The following is a 16884-nucleotide window of genomic DNA, read 5'->3' on the forward strand; positions in this document are numbered from 1 at the left end:
GGCAGCAAGCGAACAAATCCCGATGAGCTGACATCAGTCAGTGATTCGGGTGAGCGAGCGAAGCTAACACCGCTGTAGCGCCAAGGACGCAGGATAATTAGTAATAGCAGCGCTCAATTATTAGCCAAAGACGCAGAGCAATTAGTAATAGGAATGCTCAATTATTAGCCAAAGTCATTGGTGTTACAGCAAGGCAGCCAGCGAACAAATCCCGATGAGCTGACATCAGTCAGTGATTCGGGTGAGCGAGCGAAGCTAACACCGCTGTAGCGCCAAGGACGCAGGATAATTAGTAATAGGAATGCTCGCCGCGCTGATGCTCGGTCAAATCCCTCACGCCTTTCAATTCTGGGAATTTCTGCAACAGCTCTTTTTCGATGCCTTCTTTCAATGTGACATCAACCATAGAGCACCCGTTACAGCCACCGCCGAATTGCAGGATAGCCAATGCATCTGGTGTGATCTCCATCAATGTTACACGGCCACCATGCCCGGCCAGTTGCGGGTTAATCTGCGATTGCAGAACATATTCAACCCGCTCCATCAATGGTGCAGTATCATCAACTTTACGCATTTTGGCATTAGGCGCTTTCAGGGTAAGTTGAGAACCTAGTTGGTCAGTGACGAAATCGATTTCAGCGTCGTCCAAATAAGGCTTGCTCATTTCATCAACATAGGCAGATAACTGCTCAAATTTCAGTACAGTATCTGTTGCTTCGACCGCATCCGGTGGGCAGTAAGACACGCCGCATTCAGCGGTGGGTGTTCCGGGGTTGATAACAAATACCCGGATTTGGGTGCCTTCTTCTTGATTTGCCAACAGTTTGGCAAAATGAGATTGTGCTGCGTCTGTTATTGTGATCATGGCATCTGCTCAATAGTTGACTATTCTTGTCGGTTATAATACGCCCATTGCTAGGGTGACTACAAGGTTCGGCAGATACACCACACCTGTAATGAGGCAATCCCCTCGGACCAGAGTAGATCGGCAATCTCATTCAGTGTACTGCCCGTTGTTACGACATCATCCAGCAGAGCAATATGTTGGCCGCGAAGAGACTGTGTACAACGAAATATCCCCCGCATATTTTTACGTCGCGCGGTAGCTTTCAATCGCTGCTGCGGTGGTGTAGCCCGTACTCGCTGTAACGTCATATTACTGTAGTGGCAGCCAAGCCAGTGTGCCAATGGCCGTGCTAACAGGTCTGTTTGGTTATAGCCGCGCCGCCAACAGCGCCTGCGGTGTAAAGGCACACTAATGATTCTTTCTGGCCTGATAACCTTACCCTGACGGTAGGCATCAAGCCAGCGTAACAATAATAAACGGGCCAGTACCGGAGCCAACGGTGTGACGCCGTTAAATTTGAACTTTTTTATCAGCCCGTTCAAGGGCGGAATATAATCACTGACAAAGGTCATACTCGCCCAGCGGGGTGGTGCGTTAAGGCAGCGGCCACAAGGTAATGCCGGGTTAGTGCAGGGCAAGCCGCAGCGAGGGCAACAGGGCGGTAATTTAGGTAAATGCTGGTTGCAATAACAACAAATGCCATGCCTGGGATGATATAACCGCTGCCGGCATAGCCAACACTGGCTGACGATTGTTAGCATGTTTATCTTCCTTGATAAGTGATGTATGACGCGGCTAAGGCAACAGGATATTAACGTATGAAACAACTGTATTGGAACATCTGCGGTGAAGGTGATTGCGATCTTGTGCTGCTGCACGGATGGGGGCTGAACGCCGAAGTCTGGCATTGCATAATTGATAGACTCGCGCCGCATTTTCGTCTGCATTTGGTGGACCTCCCCGGTTATGGGCGCAGCAAAGATTTTGGTACGATGCCACTGTCTGATATGGCGGCAATTGTCTTACAACAAGCACCACCGCGCGCCTTGTGGCTCGGTTGGTCGATGGGCGGGCTGGTGGCCAGTCAGATAGCTTTGACTCAACCAGAGCGCGTGCGTGGGCTGATAACTGTCTCCTCCTCGCCATGTTTTACTGCGCATGATGAATGGCCGGGGATTCGGCCGGAAGTCTTGGCTGGTTTTCAGCAACAGTTAAGTGAGGATTTTCAGCGTACCGTTGAGCGTTTTCTGGCATTGCAAACTTTGGGGACGGAAAGTGCACGACAGGATGCCCGTTTATTGAAAGCGGTGGTGCTACAACACCAGATGCCAGAGGTGGAGGTGTTAATCGGCGGGCTAGACATTCTGCGTACTGCAGATTTACGACCCGCACTGGCCAAATGCACTCTACCTTTGTTGCGCATTTATGGTTATCTGGATGGGCTGGTGCCGCGCAAAGTGGCTTCGTTATTAGATAGTGCCTGGCCGCAGAGTCAATCGGTGGTGATGAAGGGAGCAGCTCATGCCCCTTTTGTTTCTCATCCTGATGATTTTTCAAAATTACTTATAGATTTTTCAGCACATGTTGACGCTAAAATCACACTGGAATAGCTAACTGCCACAGATTTAAGGCCTTAGCACATAGAGATGAATGGAATTTAATGCGTAATTTAATGGCTAAATATTAAATTTACTTAATAATTAAGAAGGTTCAAATTGGCGCATCCCCGCGCACTGGCATGGGGAGAGCCTTTTCTTTAGAGGTGTGGGCGGCCACTGCGCGTGGCGTCACATCAGCCAACTGTCTTTAATTAAATCAATATCATCTCTGTTTTTCTTACTGTTTTTATACGCATTAATCCTTCATTTGCGAGGTATTCGGTATGCATTTATTGAAAAATCTGGCTATTGCTCTGGTTGTGACCGGGGTTTCTTTTGGCGCGATGGCGGCGAAAGAAATTACTAAAGAAGAAGCGAAGAATTACGAGAAGATTGGCACCATCACCACGTCGGGTCAGGCAACATCGCCGATGGATGTGAAAGAAGAGCTGTCGAAAATGGCGGATGAGAAAGGCGGTAAGTATTATGTGATCATCGCCGAGCGTGAAAAGAAGAAATTTGACGCTGATGCCGATGTTTATAAGTAATAAAAAGGCAGAGATGCCCATCGGGCATCTCTTTTTGTAACTTAATGATGATTTTTTATTTTATAAATCACAGTGTTACATTTATTTTTTCCTTCAGGGCAGCTCTTGCAACTGCCCGTCAGGCACCCACTATTATCTTGCTCAATGCGTTCAACCTTGCCCATTGCCGTCAGCCTTTCTAGCATGGCCTCAACCAGGGGTAAAGGTGTTGCCAATTGCTGGCTTAGTTGACTCGCTCCCACACTACCACTGAGCGCGATGGCATCGCGTAATTGGAGTAGGCTCGCCATCATGCCTCCTGTTGTAACAAAAGCGGTTTGTTAATGGCAATCATTGCTTGCACTCTGACAACAGCTCGCAGGTTTACTGTTTTGCAACCTGACAGTTACCCGGCTCCGCGCGCGGCGCAATCCAAACAAGATCAATGCATTAATCACCATAACCACCGCAATAATCATTAGGCTTTGTTGCGGGTGCTGGTGAAACGTGGCGGCTTGGTAGAACAGGGTTGCCAGTGAGTAGGCCACATTTAACCCCCACAATATTGAGAAGGTCATCCAGCCGCGGCTGGTTTCCCGAGCGATAGCCCCCATGACTGAGACGCAGGGCACATAGAGCAACACAAATATCAGGTAGCTATAGGCAGCAATACTGGAACCGAATTTACTGCTCATCATGCCCATCGAACCGGCTGCCATTTCACCATCACCTTTGCTGGCTTCAATGGGATTGGATAACACGCTAAGGCTAAAAGTATCTTTTAAGCCCTGCCAGGTAGTTTTAACCGCCCCGACCAATTCGCCCGGTAAGTTGAAGCTCTCGGCATCAAAGGGTTCATTCTTAATCTGCTCTGCGGTATAGAGAGTATTGAGTGTCCCTACCACCACTTCTTTTGCCATGGCGCCGGTCACTAACCCCACGGTTGCCTGCCAGTTATCGCCATGAACACCCATGGGTGCCAGCAGTGGCGTCAGCACTTTACTGACTGAGGCCAGTGCTGAGTCATTGATGCTATCTACCGGTTTGCCACTGAAAGAGAAGCTGTTCAGGCCGCCGATGAAGATACTGGCAATGACAATCACTTTCCCTGCGCGCAGGACAAAACCTTTTAACCGTTGCCAGGTTTGCAATAATAAACTCTTTAGATGGGGCACATGATAAACCGGCAGTTCCATCACAAAGGGTGAGGCTTCGCCACGCATAATGGTGTATTTCAGCACCAGCCCAGTGAGGATGGCGACCGCGATACCCAATAGATAAAGAGAGAAAACGATACTGGCCCCATCCTGACCGAAGAATGCCGCCGCGAAGACGGCAAAAATCGCCAGCCGTGCGCCACAGGACATAAAGGGTGCCATCATGATGGTTATCAGGCGTTCGCGTTGCGCATCCAGTGTTCGTGCACCCATGATCGAGGGCACATTACAGCCGAAACCGACAATCAGTGGTACGAAGGATTTACCCGGTAACCCCAGCGCCTGCATCAGCCGGTCCATAACAAATGCGGCTCGGGCCATATAACCGGAGTCTTCCAAAAAGGAGAGAAACAGGTACATCATGCCAATTTGTGGCACCAACGGCAGCACGGTATTAATCCCGCCCCCCACGCCTTGAGCGAGGAAGATGGTTAACCACTGTGGGAAATGCAGCGTATAACCCACCCATTGCAACCCCTGAATAAAGATAGCCGCAGAGCCGATATCAAATATGGGTTGCAACGCCCCACCGATATTGATGGCTAAGACAAACATTAAATACATGACAAACAGAAAGATCGGGACACCTAACCAGCGATTAAGGATCACTTTATCAAGCGCTTGTGTCAGGCGGTTCGGTTCCGCTTGCTGCGAGTTACCGACCACATCACAGATGCGGGCAATACTTTGATAGCGGGCATCGGCTATCACCAGCTCGGGATCTTCGTGTTGGCTTGCTCGCAGATTTTCACGCGCTAGCGCCACGATTGAGGGCGCTATGCCTGCACGTGCCAGGCTATAGATATCACCTTCCAATATTTGCAGTGCCAGCCAACGGCGCTGCTGTACCGGCCAGGACTCAGGCATGGCCTGTACCAACTTATCTACTTCACTGAGTAGCACTGGCGGGTAGTTAACCAAAGCCTTAAAGGGAATCGGCTGAAGTTCATCAATACTGCTTTTTAATTCATTGATACCCTGCCCGCGAGTGGAGACCAGCGGAATAACCGGGCAACCTAACTGCTGAGATAATGCCTTGATATCAATATCGATATGTTGGCTTTTGGCAATATCCAACATATTGAGCGCCACAATACAGGGAATACCCAATTCAACCAGTTGCAGTGTCAGGTAGAGATTGCGCTCCAGATTCACCGCATCAATGACATTAATCAGCAGGTCAGCTTCACCACTTAGAATGTAGTGACAAGCAATTTGCTCATCCAGCGAGGTTTGCTCAGAAATGGTGGTCAGGGAGTAGGTTCCCGGCAGGTCAACCAATGTCACTTGATGTTGCGCGGTAGTGAAATGGCCTTCTTTGCGCTCCACCGTAACCCCGGCCCAGTTCCCCACCCGTTGGCGGGCACCGGTTAACTGGTTAAAAAGGGTGGTTTTACCTGCATTGGGATTGCCGATCAGGCCGATTGTGAGTGCTTTCATGATCCAACGTGATATTAGTAAATTAAAATCAGACTACGCAGGGGGGCTTTGACACGCAGCCCGGCAGCCAAAATAGGATGTTGACCCGCAATATTAGGGTTGCAAGTCCAGCGTAAGCAGATCTAAGTCTTTTTTCCGTAGCACCAGACTGACGCGGCGGGTCTCTATCTGAATGGGGTCACCTAATGGCGCGAGGCGGACAACATTAAACGAAGAGCCGGGCAGCATACCCAGTGACAATAATTTCTGCCGGTAAGCCGGGCTGATTTCAGGCGAGAAACCAACAATTTTATAGGAACGCTGCGGGATAAGATGCATAGGTGCCTCTTGTTATTACGTTATTGGCGTACCAAAATTCAGAGTGATACGACTCTAAAAGGTAATAGATAAAATAATAATAGTAAGAATCGTTTTCATATTCAACTAAGGTGAAATACTCAAAGGTAAGTATTCGTTACTATTTCATTTTTATATACCCGTCATACTTCCATCTGCCTGTGTGTTGGCTACGCTCACTAACCCGAATCACTTACTCATGTAAGCTTATCGGGATTATCTCGCTTGCCGCCTTCCTGCAACTCGAATTATTTAGGGTATAATTAATGAGTCTGATTTTTATTTATGCTTGTTTTACCATCAAATTAACATAATCGCAAATGAAAATAATGAGTTAAATCAGTTAACTGAATGTTTCCATTATGCCCTGTTAGGGCAGTTAAATACCGATTGTTAACATAATTAATTCACTCACATTTTAATAAAATAACATTCGGATTTTAATTAACTCACAGAATGTCTTCATAATTATTTATAAATTAGAGTGAATAATTGACGAAATTAACCCTCATGTTAAATAGATTGTTAAATTAACGCCGATTTAATCATGATGTAAACGTCATTTCGCAGCAGAAAAGAATCGCGTGCTAATTAATTTAAAAGATAAATCTTCAGCTTTATAGAAGAAAAGGATATGAGAGGAAATATTAAAGATGTCGCGATAATTTGAAACAAAAACGTAAATGAAAAAAGGGCCACCAACGTGGCCCTGAGTAGAGATATCAGCGTTTTTTAAATGCCGCCGCCAGTGCATCACTCATGGCGCTGTTGCTACCAGAATTACTGTCTGCCCGGCCCTTGGCTGCTGGGCGACTGTTCGCATCATTGCTGTTACGAGGCTGGCTGGCACCACGATTGTCATTACGACCATTGGTGCTGCTATTCGCACTATTAGCGCCATTGTTACCACGACGCGAGCCGCCTTCACCAGGCTGTTCATCAAGGCGCATGGTCAGGGCAATGCGCTTGCGTTGCAAATCCACTTCCATGACTTTCACTTTGACGATATCCCCGGCTTTCACCACCTTATGTGGGTCATCGACAAACTTATCCGCCAGTGATGAAATATGTACCAAACCATCCTGATGAACACCAATATCAACAAAGGCACCAAAGTTGGTCACGTTAGTGACCGAGCCTTCGAGGATCATGCCCGGAGTCAGGTCATTGAGCGTCTCTACACCTTCAGCGAAGGTTGCAGTTTTGAACTCAGGGCGTGGGTCACGGCCTGGCTTTTCTAACTCGCGTAGAATATCGGTGACCGTCGGGACACCAAATTGCTCGGTGGTGAAATCACGCGCATTAAGATTACGCAGCGCGGTAGCATTACCCATTAGGTCCTGCAATGCCTGTTCAGTTGCAGCCAAAATGCGCTCAACAATCGGGTAGGCTTCTGGATGCACGGTTGATGCGTCCAACGGGTTATTGCCATGATTGATACGCAGGAAGCCGGCACACTGCTCGAAGGCTTTCGGCCCGAGGCGGCTGACTTTGAGCAATTGCTCACGGTTATGGAAGCGGCCATTCTCATCACGCCAGCTAACAATGTTTTGCGCCATCATGCGGGTTAAACCCGCAACCCGGGTCAGTAACGGCACCGACGCGGTGTTTAAATCCACACCCACGGCGTTTACGCAGTCTTCCACTACTGCATCCAGCTTTTTCGCCAGTTGGCTTTGGCTAACATCATGTTGATACTGGCCGACCCCGATAGATTTCGGGTCAATTTTTACCAGTTCAGCCAGTGGATCTTGTAACCGCCGGGCAATAGACACTGCACCACGGATGGAGACATCCAGATCTGGGAACTCCAGCGCCGCCAACTCCGAGGCGGAGTAAACCGAGGCTCCAGCTTCGCTGACAATCACTTTTTGCGCGGTGACTGCCGGATACTGTTGCTGTAGCTCGACAAAGAAACGCTCGGTTTCCCGCGATGCCGTACCATTCCCGATAGCCACCAGTTCAACCTGATGCTTGATGCATAGGGCGGCCACCACGGCGGCGGCTTTAGCAGCCTGCCCGGTATGAGGGTAGATGGTATCAAAGGCAACCAGCTTGCCGGTAGCGTCCACTATCGCCACTTTCACCCCAGTCCGCAGGCCCGGATCAAGGCCCATGGTGGCGCGCATGCCGGCAGGGGCTGCCATCAACAGATCTTGCATGTTACGGGCGAATACGTTGATTGCTTCATCTTCGGCTCGTTCGCGCAGGGTACTCATCAGCTCGGTTTCCAGATGCATCAGCACTTTGATACGCCAGGTCCAGTTGACCACCGCTTTGCGCCAACCGTCTGCTGGCGCATTATTCAGCCGCAGGTCGAGATGGTTAATAATTATCTGCTCGCCCTGACTTTCGCGCGGCGGTTCGTCAAACTGCGGATCCGGATTCAGCGCCAGTTGCAGCACACCTTCATTACGTCCACGGAACATTGCCAGTGCGCGGTGAGAAGGGACTTGGGCGATAGGTTCGTGGCTGTCAAAGTAATCGCGGAATTTAGCGCCTTCCTGCTCTTTGCCTTCCACCACTTTTGCTACCAAATGGGCATTTTTCCACAAATACTGGCGCACTTTCGCCAGTAGGGTTGCATCTTCTGCAAAGCGCTCCATCAGGATATAGCGTGCACCATCCAGTGCCGCTTTCGTATCTGCAACACCTTTATCGGCATCAACATAAGCGAGAGCAACCTGTTCTGGCTCTTGCTGTGGGTCATGCCATAAACTGTCCGCCAATGGTTCCAGACCGGCTTCAATCGCAATCTGACCACGGGTGCGGCGCTTCGGTTTATAAGGGAGATATAAATCTTCAAGCTCAGTTTTACTCATGGTGCCATTGATGGCACCGGCCAACTGCTCAGTGAGCTTGCCCCTTTCTTCAATTGATTTAAGAATGGTTTGGCGGCGCTCTTCGAGTTCACGCAGATAGCCCAAACGACTTTCCAACTGGCGCAACTGGGTATCATCCAACCCGCCGGTAACTTCCTTACGATACCGCGAAATAAACGGCACGGTATTACCTTCATCAAGCAGGCGGATAGCAGAGATAACTTGCTCCGGCCGCGCCTGTAGTTCGCTTGCAATAATGCTGCTCAGTTGTTCATTCATAAGTCTGATGTCAAGTCTGATAGTGAGTAGGAAAAATGGCAGAAGATAGTTATACGGATTGCCCGGATAAATTGCCAGTAGAGCGGCAGCAGAGCTTGAGGTAACGTGGACTTATCGGTAAAAAGTTAGGGTATAGTAGAAGCATCAATGCCAAAGGGATAATTATATGGCGAAAAGTAATTACATTACCCGCGAAGGCTGGCAGGCGCTGGATCGTGAATTGCATTATCTGTGGCGGGAAGAGCGCCCGGTGGTAACACAGGCGGTGTCTGAAGCCGCAGCAATGGGTGACCGTTCGGAAAACGCTGAATATATCTATGGTAAGAAGCGGCTACGAGAGATTGATCGCCGGGTACGCTTTTTGACCAAACGCCTTGAGGTGCTGAAAGTTGTCGACCCTGACCCGCGTCAGGAAGGAAAAGTCTTTTTTGGTGCCTGGGTGCGGGTAGAAAATGAATTAGAAGAGCAGCGCATCTTTCGCCTGGTTGGGCCGGATGAGTTTGATCCGGCAAAAAAATGGATTTCTATCGATTCACCGGTTGCCCGTGCCTTAATTGGCAAGCAGGTGGAGGATGAGGTGACGGTTCAGACACCAAATGGTGAAGCAACCTACTGGATATTAGAGATCCGCTACCGCCCATTTGACGAAAGTGTTGATAATTAGGCACAACAATAAGCTTTGTAACAATTTCGACTAGAATGTATACCATAAAAAGCTGTCTGTTATACACGTCATACTTCAAGCTGCATGTGTGTTGGCTTCCTTCGTTCACCCTCCGTCACTGACTCATGTAAGTGACCGAGGGCTCGCTCAGTTGCCGCCTTCCTGCGACTCGAATTATTTAGGGTATAAAGTAAGTTTTTTTAACAATGTACAGGTTCGAGCAATACGGCCTTTGGGAGTAATAAAATGCAAGAGAATCACAAGATTCTGGTCGTTGATGACGATATGCGCCTGCGCGCGCTGTTGGAACGTTACCTAACAGAGCAAGGTTTCCAGGTGCGCAGCGTTGCCAATGCTGAACAGATGGATCGCTTGCTGACCCGTGAGTCTTTCCACCTGATGGTGCTTGATCTGATGTTACCGGGTGAAGATGGTCTATCTATCTGCCGCCGTCTGCGTAGCCAAAGTAACCCGATGCCGATCATTATGGTGACGGCGAAGGGTGAGGAAGTTGACCGTATCGTCGGATTGGAAATTGGTGCTGACGATTATATTCCTAAGCCATTCAACCCCCGAGAATTACTGGCCCGTATTCGTGCGGTGTTACGCCGTCAGGCTAACGAGCTACCGGGTGCACCTTCACAGGAAGAAGCAGTGATTGCGTTTGGTAAGTTCAAACTCAATTTAGGCACGCGCGAGATGTTTCGTGAAGATGAGCCTATGCCACTGACTAGCGGTGAGTTTGCGGTGCTGAAAGCCTTGGTGAGTCATCCACGTGAGCCGTTGTCACGCGATAAGCTGATGAATCTGGCCCGAGGTCGCGAATACAGTGCGATGGAGCGTTCCATCGACGTACAGATTTCACGTCTGCGGCGTATGGTCGAGGAAGATCCGGCGCATCCGCGCTATATCCAAACTGTATGGGGCTTGGGCTACGTATTTGTACCGGACGGCAGTAAAGCATGAGGCGATGGCGCTTTTCTCCACGTAGCTCATTTGCCCGAACCTTATTACTGATTGTGACCTTGCTGTTCGTCAGTCTGGTCACCACGTATTTGGTGGTGCTGAATTTCGCCATTTTGCCCAGTTTGCAGCAGTTTAACAAAGTGTTGGCGTATGAAGTTCGTATGCTGATGACTGACCGGCTGCAATTGGAAGATGGCACGCTACTTGAAGTCCCGCCGGCGTTTCGGCGTGAGATTTACCGTGAATTGGGGATTTCGCTTTATACCAATGCTGCGGCGGAGGAAAGTGGCCTGCGTTGGGCACAGCATTACAAATTTCTCAGTGATCAAATGGCCCAACAATTGGGTGGGCCAACCGATGTTCGGGTCGAAGTTAATAAAAACTCCCCTGTTGTCTGGCTAAAGACGTGGTTATCGCCGGATATTTGGGTACGAGTGCCATTAACTGAGATCCATCAGGGCGATTTCTCGCCACTGTTCCGTTATACCCTGGCAATTATGTTATTGGCTGTAGGGGGAGCCTGGCTGTTTATCCGTATTCAGAATCGGCCATTAGTTGAGCTGGAGCATGCCGCTTTGCAGGTGGGTAAAGGGATTATTCCGCCACCGCTACGGGAGTATGGTGCGTCAGAGGTGCGTTCGGTTACCCGGGCATTTAACCAAATGGCCGCCGGCGTGAAGTTGTTGGCGGATGATCGGACCTTGCTGATGGCTGGGGTTAGCCATGATTTACGCACGCCGTTGACCCGTATTCGTTTGGCGACTGAAATGATGAGTGAAGCCGATGGATACCTTTCTGAGTCAATCAATAAAGATATCGAAGAGTGCAACGCCATTATTGAGCAATTTATCGATTATCTACGTACCGGGCAGGAGATGCCGACAGAGTCGAGTGATTTGAATGCCGTACTCGGTGAAGTGATCGCGGCTGAAAGTGGTTATGAGCGGGTAATCGAGACTGATTTGTGTGCAGGTGAAGTGCTGGTGGATATCCATCCGTTATCGATTAAGCGTGCGTTGGCCAATATGGTGGTGAATGCGGCGCGTTACGGTAATGGCTGGATAAAAGTCAGTAGTGGCACTGAGCTACAGCGTGCGTGGTTCCAGGTTGAGGATGACGGCCCTGGTATCAAGCCTGAAGATTTGAAGCATCTGTTCCAGCCTTTTGTGCGTGGCGATAGCGCGCGGAGTACCAGTGGTACTGGACTGGGCTTGGCGATTGTGCAGCGGATTATTGATGCCCACGCCGGTTCGTTGGATATCGGTACCAGTGAGCGAGGCGGTTTACGGATCCGGGCGTATATTCCGTTGCCGTTAGATATGAAGGCGAAGCCACCTGCGGTAGTGTGAGTTTTATTTTGGTTATTTAGTATGGTGATCAGGTTCGGTTGATATGAGTTTAGTGGTCAGGTTCGGTTATGGTGGGGTCGGATCAGGTTTCGGTTGATATGAGTTTAGTGATCGGGTTCGGTTGTTAAAGCAACGGAGTTGACTTAACCTCCGTAGCCTCAACCGCCAAAGGGTGCGGGCGCGCACCCTTGTGGAATCCCGCGCTTCGCACGTATCGCCTGCCCACTGCGTGGGTTCCCTCACTCATCATTTCGCTGGCGGGACGGCTTTATTCGCATCCCTGCTCATGACGCCTAAATCCGCCGTCCATGGCGGATTTCCCTTGCTCCATTCTTCACTCGGCTGCTCAAATGTGCTTTTAAACTTCAAAACCTAAAACCATGATTTTGATTTTCTCTTTTGACGTTGAGCGCAATCAGGAATATTACCGACCAAGATTGCAGGCCGAATGAGCCGCATGGACGCGGCGAAAGGGGCTGTCGAGCTGGGAGCGAGTCAGCCCTGGTTCGATTAAGCCTGCAAGCTGCCTGAGGGGACTGCGAATAGCAGTAATATTTCGCGCAAGCCGCAGGTGCAGGAGGGCCGGCTTGCCCTCCTGCTCGGTTGAGGTGGCAAAGCCAGCAATGAGAACAAATCGAATATCAACCGAAACCTGACTCGGCGCTTTAACAACCGAACCCGATCACTCATCCACCAAACCTGATCTAATCCATTTTTGATTGGCGAAAAACAAAAGGGACACAAATGTGTCCCTCCCATAATCATTACAAAATCAACGCTAACTTAGAGCTTTGGCCCTGCGCTAACCAATGCAGCACCTGCTGGGGTATCAGTATACTTATCAAAGTTAGTGGTAAAACGCTTCGCCAGATCTTCGGCTTTCTCTTGCCACTGTGCCACATCAGCGTAAGTGTCACGAGGATCGAGGATCTCTGGGTTCACGCCCGGTAATGCCGTTGGCACCGCCAGATCAAAGATTGGCAGAGTGAAGGTTTCTGCTTTATCAATCTCACCGTTCAGAATGGCGTCAATGATGCCACGGGTATCCTTGATGGAAATACGTTTGCCAGTGCCATTCCAGCCAGTATTGACCAGATAGGCTTGTGCGCCCACCGCTTGCATACGTTTAACCAGCACTTCTGCATATTGTGTTGGATGCAGCGACAGGAAAGCTGCACCAAAACAGGCTGAGAAGGTCGGTGTTGGCTCAGTTACACCGCGCTCAGTACCAGCCAGTTTAGCGGTGAAGCCAGACAGGAAGTGATACTGGGTTTGATTTGCTGTCAGGCGTGATACTGGTGGCAATACACCAAAGGCATCAGCAGTCAGGAAGATAACCTTAGTGGCATGACCCGCTTTAGAAACCGGTTTAACGATATTTTCAATGTGATAGATCGGGTAAGAAACACGGGTGTTTTCCGTTTTGGAACCATCATTGAAATCAACGGTACCATCGGCCAGTACTACCACGTTCTCCAGCAAGGCATCACGCTTAATAGCATGATAAATATCCGGTTCTGCCTCTTCAGATAACTTGATGGTTTTGGCGTAGCAGCCACCTTCAAAGTTAAATACGCCGTCATCATCCCAACCATGTTCGTCATCACCAATCAACTTACGTTTCGGATCAGTCGACAGCGTGGTTTTACCGGTACCAGACAGACCGAAGAAGATAGCCACATCGCCTTTCTCGCCGACGTTGGCCGAGCAGTGCATGGAAGCAATGCCTTTCAGTGGCAGCAGGTAGTTCATCATCGAGAACATACCTTTCTTCATTTCGCCGCCATACCATGTGCCGCCAATGAGCTGCATACGTTCTGTCAGGTTAAAGGCAACAAAGTTCTCGGAATTCAGACCTTGCTCTTTCCAGTCTGGGTTGGTGCATTTAGCGCCATTCATGACGATAAAATCAGGCTCGAAATGGGCCAGTTCTTCGTCTGATGGGCGGATAAACATGTTTTTGACAAAATGAGCCTGCCACGCGACTTCAGTGACAAAGCGAACTTGCAGGCGAGTATCGGCGTTAGCACCGCAGAAAGTATCAACAACAAACAGACGCTTACCGGACAGTTGCTCGGTTACCAACCCTTTCAAGTGGCTCCAGGTTTCCTGACTCAGTGGCTTGTTATCATTTTTGCCTTTGCCCTGATCGGCCCACCACACGGTATCTTGAGTGATGGCATCGCGGACAATATATTTATCTTTTGGCGAGCGGCCGGTAAAAATCCCGGTATCTACCGCTATTGCTCCTGTGGTGGTGAGGATTCCGCGCTCGTATCCTTCAAGCGTGGGTTTGGTCTCTTCCTGGAACAGTAAATCATAGCTTGGGTTGTAAACAATCTCGCTGACGTTATGGATGCCATAGGCGGCGAGCTCCTGCGGGGTAATTCCTTTAACACTCATGTCATAACTCCTGGATCGTCAATTTTCTACCAGCGATTGTAAATCCTCATCTCTGATTAACAGCGATAGCTATCAAATATTTCAACATATGACCTATTTTTCGCTAGGTTATGAGAGATAGGACACGGATTGTCGCAAGTATGAAACGCCAGAAGAAATAGCTGGGCACGAGTCAGCACCCAACCAATCATTATGCTTATTAATGAATTTGTTCTGAGGAAGTGCTGTTACCACTCTTTAATGAGGCGATATCAACGGCATCAAACAGGTAGTGATTGCCGCAATACTCACAATGCATATCAATATTGCCATCTTGTTCCAGCATTTCGGTGATGTCATCTTCCGACAGTGTGACTAATGCATCAGCACAACGCTCGCGGGAACAGGTGCAGCAGAAACTGACGTTTTGCGGCTCATATAACGTCACTTCTTCCTGATGATATAAACGATACAGCACTTCATTCGCTGGCAGCGTAAATAGCTCCTCAGCTTTGATGGTAGTGGTAAGCTGTGCCAGGTGATCAAACTCATCTTCATTGCGCTCTTCGGCTGGTAACACTTGCAGCAACATCCCGCCCGCAGCGGCTTTACCTTCCACACTGCCGGTACGAATAAACAGGCGTGTTGGTAATTGTTCCGACTGCATAAAGTAATTTTCCAGACAGGCGGCGATAGTCTCCCCTTCCAGTGCGACCACACCCTGATAGCGCTCGCCCTTTGCCGGGGTGATAGTGATAACCAGATAGCCGTTGCCGACCATCTCTTTCAGTGTGCTTTCATCGCTGATTTCACCTTTAAAGCGGGCGACACCCCGCATCTGCTGCTGGTTATTACCGTTAATCACTGCCAGTGACAATGGGCCATCCCCTCCTTGTAACTGCACGGTAATATCACCATCAAACTTGAGCGTGGCGGTCAGTAAACTGGTTGCGACCAACATCTCACCCAACAGTTTTTGTACCGCTGGTGGGTAATCATGATTGGCTAATACTTGCTGGTAGGTTTCATTGACTGAAACCAGCTCACCGCGCACAGCATGGTTAGCAAACAGATAGCGGTGTAATTGGTCGTGATTAGACATAGTTTTCTCTCTTTCTGGCTGCAAGCAAAGCCGTCATCTTTCAAGTTGCAGGTGTGTGGGCTGCCGTCCTGCATGTTGAAATCTATAGGGTTTACTCAGACTCGCCTTGTTTAAATTTGATCAGGTTGCGACGCTCTTTTTTATCCGGCCGTCGGTCAGGATGTGGCATGGTCAGGGCATTCAGTTTACGCGCCTGTGCCACCTTATCGCGATTGGCAATACTGGCTTCAGTCTCTTCATACAATGCCTGTGCTTCGCTTGCACCACGGCGTTGACCGTGTAATGCCAATACCCGCACCGTGCGTTCATCATTGCCCTGACGCAGGCGGATTTCAGCATTCAGTTCAACCAACTTGCTCGGTTTACCGCGCTGGCCGTTGTAGTGGACTTTACCGCCATCCACCATTTCCCGGGCGATTGCTCTGGTTTTATAAAACCGGGCTGCCCAAAGCCATTTATCCAGCCGAACCGATTCGTCAGAAACTGCTTTATCCTTCATGAATACTCCTGCCTGTTATCTCCGTCATATTTCACGTCGCATGCGTGTTGGTCGCCTTGTTGCAACGCGAATTATTTAGGCTATAGGGCTAAACATCTTTTTAGTCACCACGTAACTGTAGCGCGGGTAATAGCTTACGGTAATCATTGATTGCAGGGTGGCTGTGAAATGCTTTGTCAGCACAACTGGAATCCGGGTTTTCTATACCCAGACAGTAGCGGATACCGAATGTGCGCGCGGCATCCAGAATCGTTTCACTGTCATCGACGAATAAGGTTCTGGCCGGATTCAGCCCGGTATGCTGCGCGACAGCTTGCCACAGTCGTTGATCTTCCTTCGGATAACCAAATGTATGGGTGGAAAGTAATAAATCAAGGTGCTGGTCAAGTGCAGTATGCTCAATTTTGACTGCCAGACTGTGTGGATGGGCGTTGGTGAGCAAAATGGTTTGTAACCCTTGCTGGCGTAAACTGGACAAAAACGGCTCAGTATCCTGGCGCAGACGAACCCGGTTACCCGCAGCCGTGGTCATGGCGTAAATATCTAAGTCCAACCGTTCACTCCAATAATCGAAGCAATACCAGTTTAAGGTATGTTGCACTGCCAAGTATTCATCATGAATAATTTTGTGGGCCTGCTCCAGCGGGATCCCTCGGTGTTGGCTAAGGGTTTCCGGCACCTGCTTTAGCCAGAAATGGCTATCGAACTCCAAATCCAACAGGGTGCCATCCATGTCCAACAGCACGGTATCAATCTCTTGCCAATTAAATTCTGGGGGCATAGCGGCTCCACAATCAAATTATTTTTATGCAAACAAATAATACGGGTTACAACGAATACCAGCGCCATCAGGGTG

General features: G+C 49.3%; 15 protein-coding genes. 5 read left to right on the forward strand and 10 right to left on the reverse strand.

All coding sequences use genetic code 11. From position 1 onward, the window contains the following. Positions 1-289: 289 nt before the first annotated feature. Positions 290-865, reverse strand: a complete 576-nt coding sequence (gene nfuA / locus V1953_RS00870) for a Fe-S biogenesis protein NfuA (protein ID WP_083161247.1) — start codon at positions 863-865, stop codon at positions 290-292. A gap of 59 nt (positions 866-924) precedes the next feature. Further along, positions 925-1608, reverse strand: coding sequence for a DNA utilization protein GntX (gene gntX, locus V1953_RS00875; RefSeq protein WP_083161245.1), 684 nt, complete (start codon positions 1606-1608; stop codon positions 925-927). A gap of 57 nt (positions 1609-1665) precedes the next feature. Between gntX and bioH the strand changes: the two genes are divergently transcribed. Both bioH and V1953_RS00885 read left to right on the forward strand, forming a co-directional pair. Further along, the gene (gene bioH / locus V1953_RS00880; protein ID WP_083161243.1) at positions 1666-2457 is read left to right on the forward strand and encodes a pimeloyl-ACP methyl ester esterase BioH; all 792 of its coding nucleotides are present in this window, start codon (positions 1666-1668) and stop codon (positions 2455-2457) included. A 272-nt stretch (positions 2458-2729) separates the two neighbouring features. Further along, positions 2730-2993, forward strand: coding sequence for a YdgH/BhsA/McbA-like domain containing protein (locus tag V1953_RS00885; RefSeq protein WP_372568491.1), 264 nt, complete (start codon positions 2730-2732; stop codon positions 2991-2993). A gap of 41 nt (positions 2994-3034) precedes the next feature. Here V1953_RS00885 and V1953_RS00890 read toward each other — a convergent pair whose 3' ends face one another. The 4 genes from V1953_RS00890 to V1953_RS00905 form a co-directional block, all read right to left on the reverse strand. Next, the gene (locus tag V1953_RS00890) at positions 3035-3283 is read right to left on the reverse strand and encodes a FeoC-like transcriptional regulator (protein WP_083161241.1); all 249 of its coding nucleotides are present in this window, start codon (positions 3281-3283) and stop codon (positions 3035-3037) included. Positions 3284-3313: 30 nt separating this feature from the next. Then, positions 3314-5629 carry a Fe(2+) transporter permease subunit FeoB gene (gene feoB / locus V1953_RS00895; protein WP_083161240.1) on the reverse strand — a complete coding sequence of 772 codons (2316 nt, stop codon included), beginning with the start codon at positions 5627-5629 and terminating at the stop codon, positions 3314-3316. A 93-nt stretch (positions 5630-5722) separates the two neighbouring features. Then, positions 5723-5947: a ferrous iron transporter A gene (feoA, locus tag V1953_RS00900; protein ID WP_005186094.1), complete on the reverse strand. Its 225-nt coding sequence runs from the start codon at positions 5945-5947 to the stop codon at positions 5723-5725. A 740-nt stretch (positions 5948-6687) separates the two neighbouring features. Continuing rightward, a complete protein-coding gene (locus V1953_RS00905; protein WP_442850570.1) occupies positions 6688-9066 on the reverse strand; it encodes a Tex family protein in 2379 nt (792 codons plus the stop codon). A gap of 166 nt (positions 9067-9232) precedes the next feature. Between V1953_RS00905 and greB the strand changes: the two genes are divergently transcribed. The 3 genes from greB to envZ all read left to right on the forward strand — a co-directional run bounded on the left by greB (position 9233) and on the right by envZ (position 12045). Continuing rightward, positions 9233-9730, forward strand: a complete 498-nt coding sequence (greB, locus tag V1953_RS00910; RefSeq protein WP_005186101.1) for a transcription elongation factor GreB — start codon at positions 9233-9235, stop codon at positions 9728-9730. Positions 9731-9976: 246 nt separating this feature from the next. Beyond that, positions 9977-10696: an osmolarity response regulator transcription factor OmpR gene (ompR, locus tag V1953_RS00915; protein WP_004709363.1), complete on the forward strand. Its 720-nt coding sequence runs from the start codon at positions 9977-9979 to the stop codon at positions 10694-10696. Further along, positions 10693-12045, forward strand: a complete 1353-nt coding sequence (gene envZ / locus V1953_RS00920) for a two-component system sensor histidine kinase EnvZ (RefSeq protein WP_083161238.1) — start codon at positions 10693-10695, stop codon at positions 12043-12045. The genes ompR and envZ overlap by 4 nt, the downstream gene beginning before the upstream one ends. Positions 12046-12828: 783 nt before the next feature. Here the strand turns inward: envZ and pckA are convergent. The 4 genes from pckA to yrfG all read right to left on the reverse strand — a co-directional run bounded on the left by pckA (position 12829) and on the right by yrfG (position 16809). Continuing rightward, positions 12829-14448 carry a phosphoenolpyruvate carboxykinase (ATP) gene (gene pckA / locus V1953_RS00925; protein WP_083161237.1) on the reverse strand — a complete coding sequence of 540 codons (1620 nt, stop codon included), beginning with the start codon at positions 14446-14448 and terminating at the stop codon, positions 12829-12831. A 199-nt stretch (positions 14449-14647) separates the two neighbouring features. Next, entirely contained in the window at positions 14648-15529 is an 882-nt protein-coding gene (gene hslO, locus V1953_RS00930) for an Hsp33 family molecular chaperone HslO (RefSeq protein WP_372560316.1), read from the reverse strand. 91 nt (positions 15530-15620) lie between these two features. Next, positions 15621-16028 carry a ribosome-associated heat shock protein Hsp15 gene (gene hslR, locus V1953_RS00935; protein WP_083161235.1) on the reverse strand — a complete coding sequence of 136 codons (408 nt, stop codon included), beginning with the start codon at positions 16026-16028 and terminating at the stop codon, positions 15621-15623. A 100-nt stretch (positions 16029-16128) separates the two neighbouring features. Next, positions 16129-16809 carry a GMP/IMP nucleotidase gene (yrfG, locus tag V1953_RS00940; RefSeq protein WP_083161234.1) on the reverse strand — a complete coding sequence of 227 codons (681 nt, stop codon included), beginning with the start codon at positions 16807-16809 and terminating at the stop codon, positions 16129-16131. Positions 16810-16884 lie beyond the last annotated feature (75 nt).

This window comes from Yersinia sp. 2541 StPb PI, from assembly GCF_052217145.1.
GTDB classification, from domain to species: Bacteria; Pseudomonadota; Gammaproteobacteria; order Enterobacterales; family Enterobacteriaceae; genus Yersinia; species Yersinia enterocolitica_E.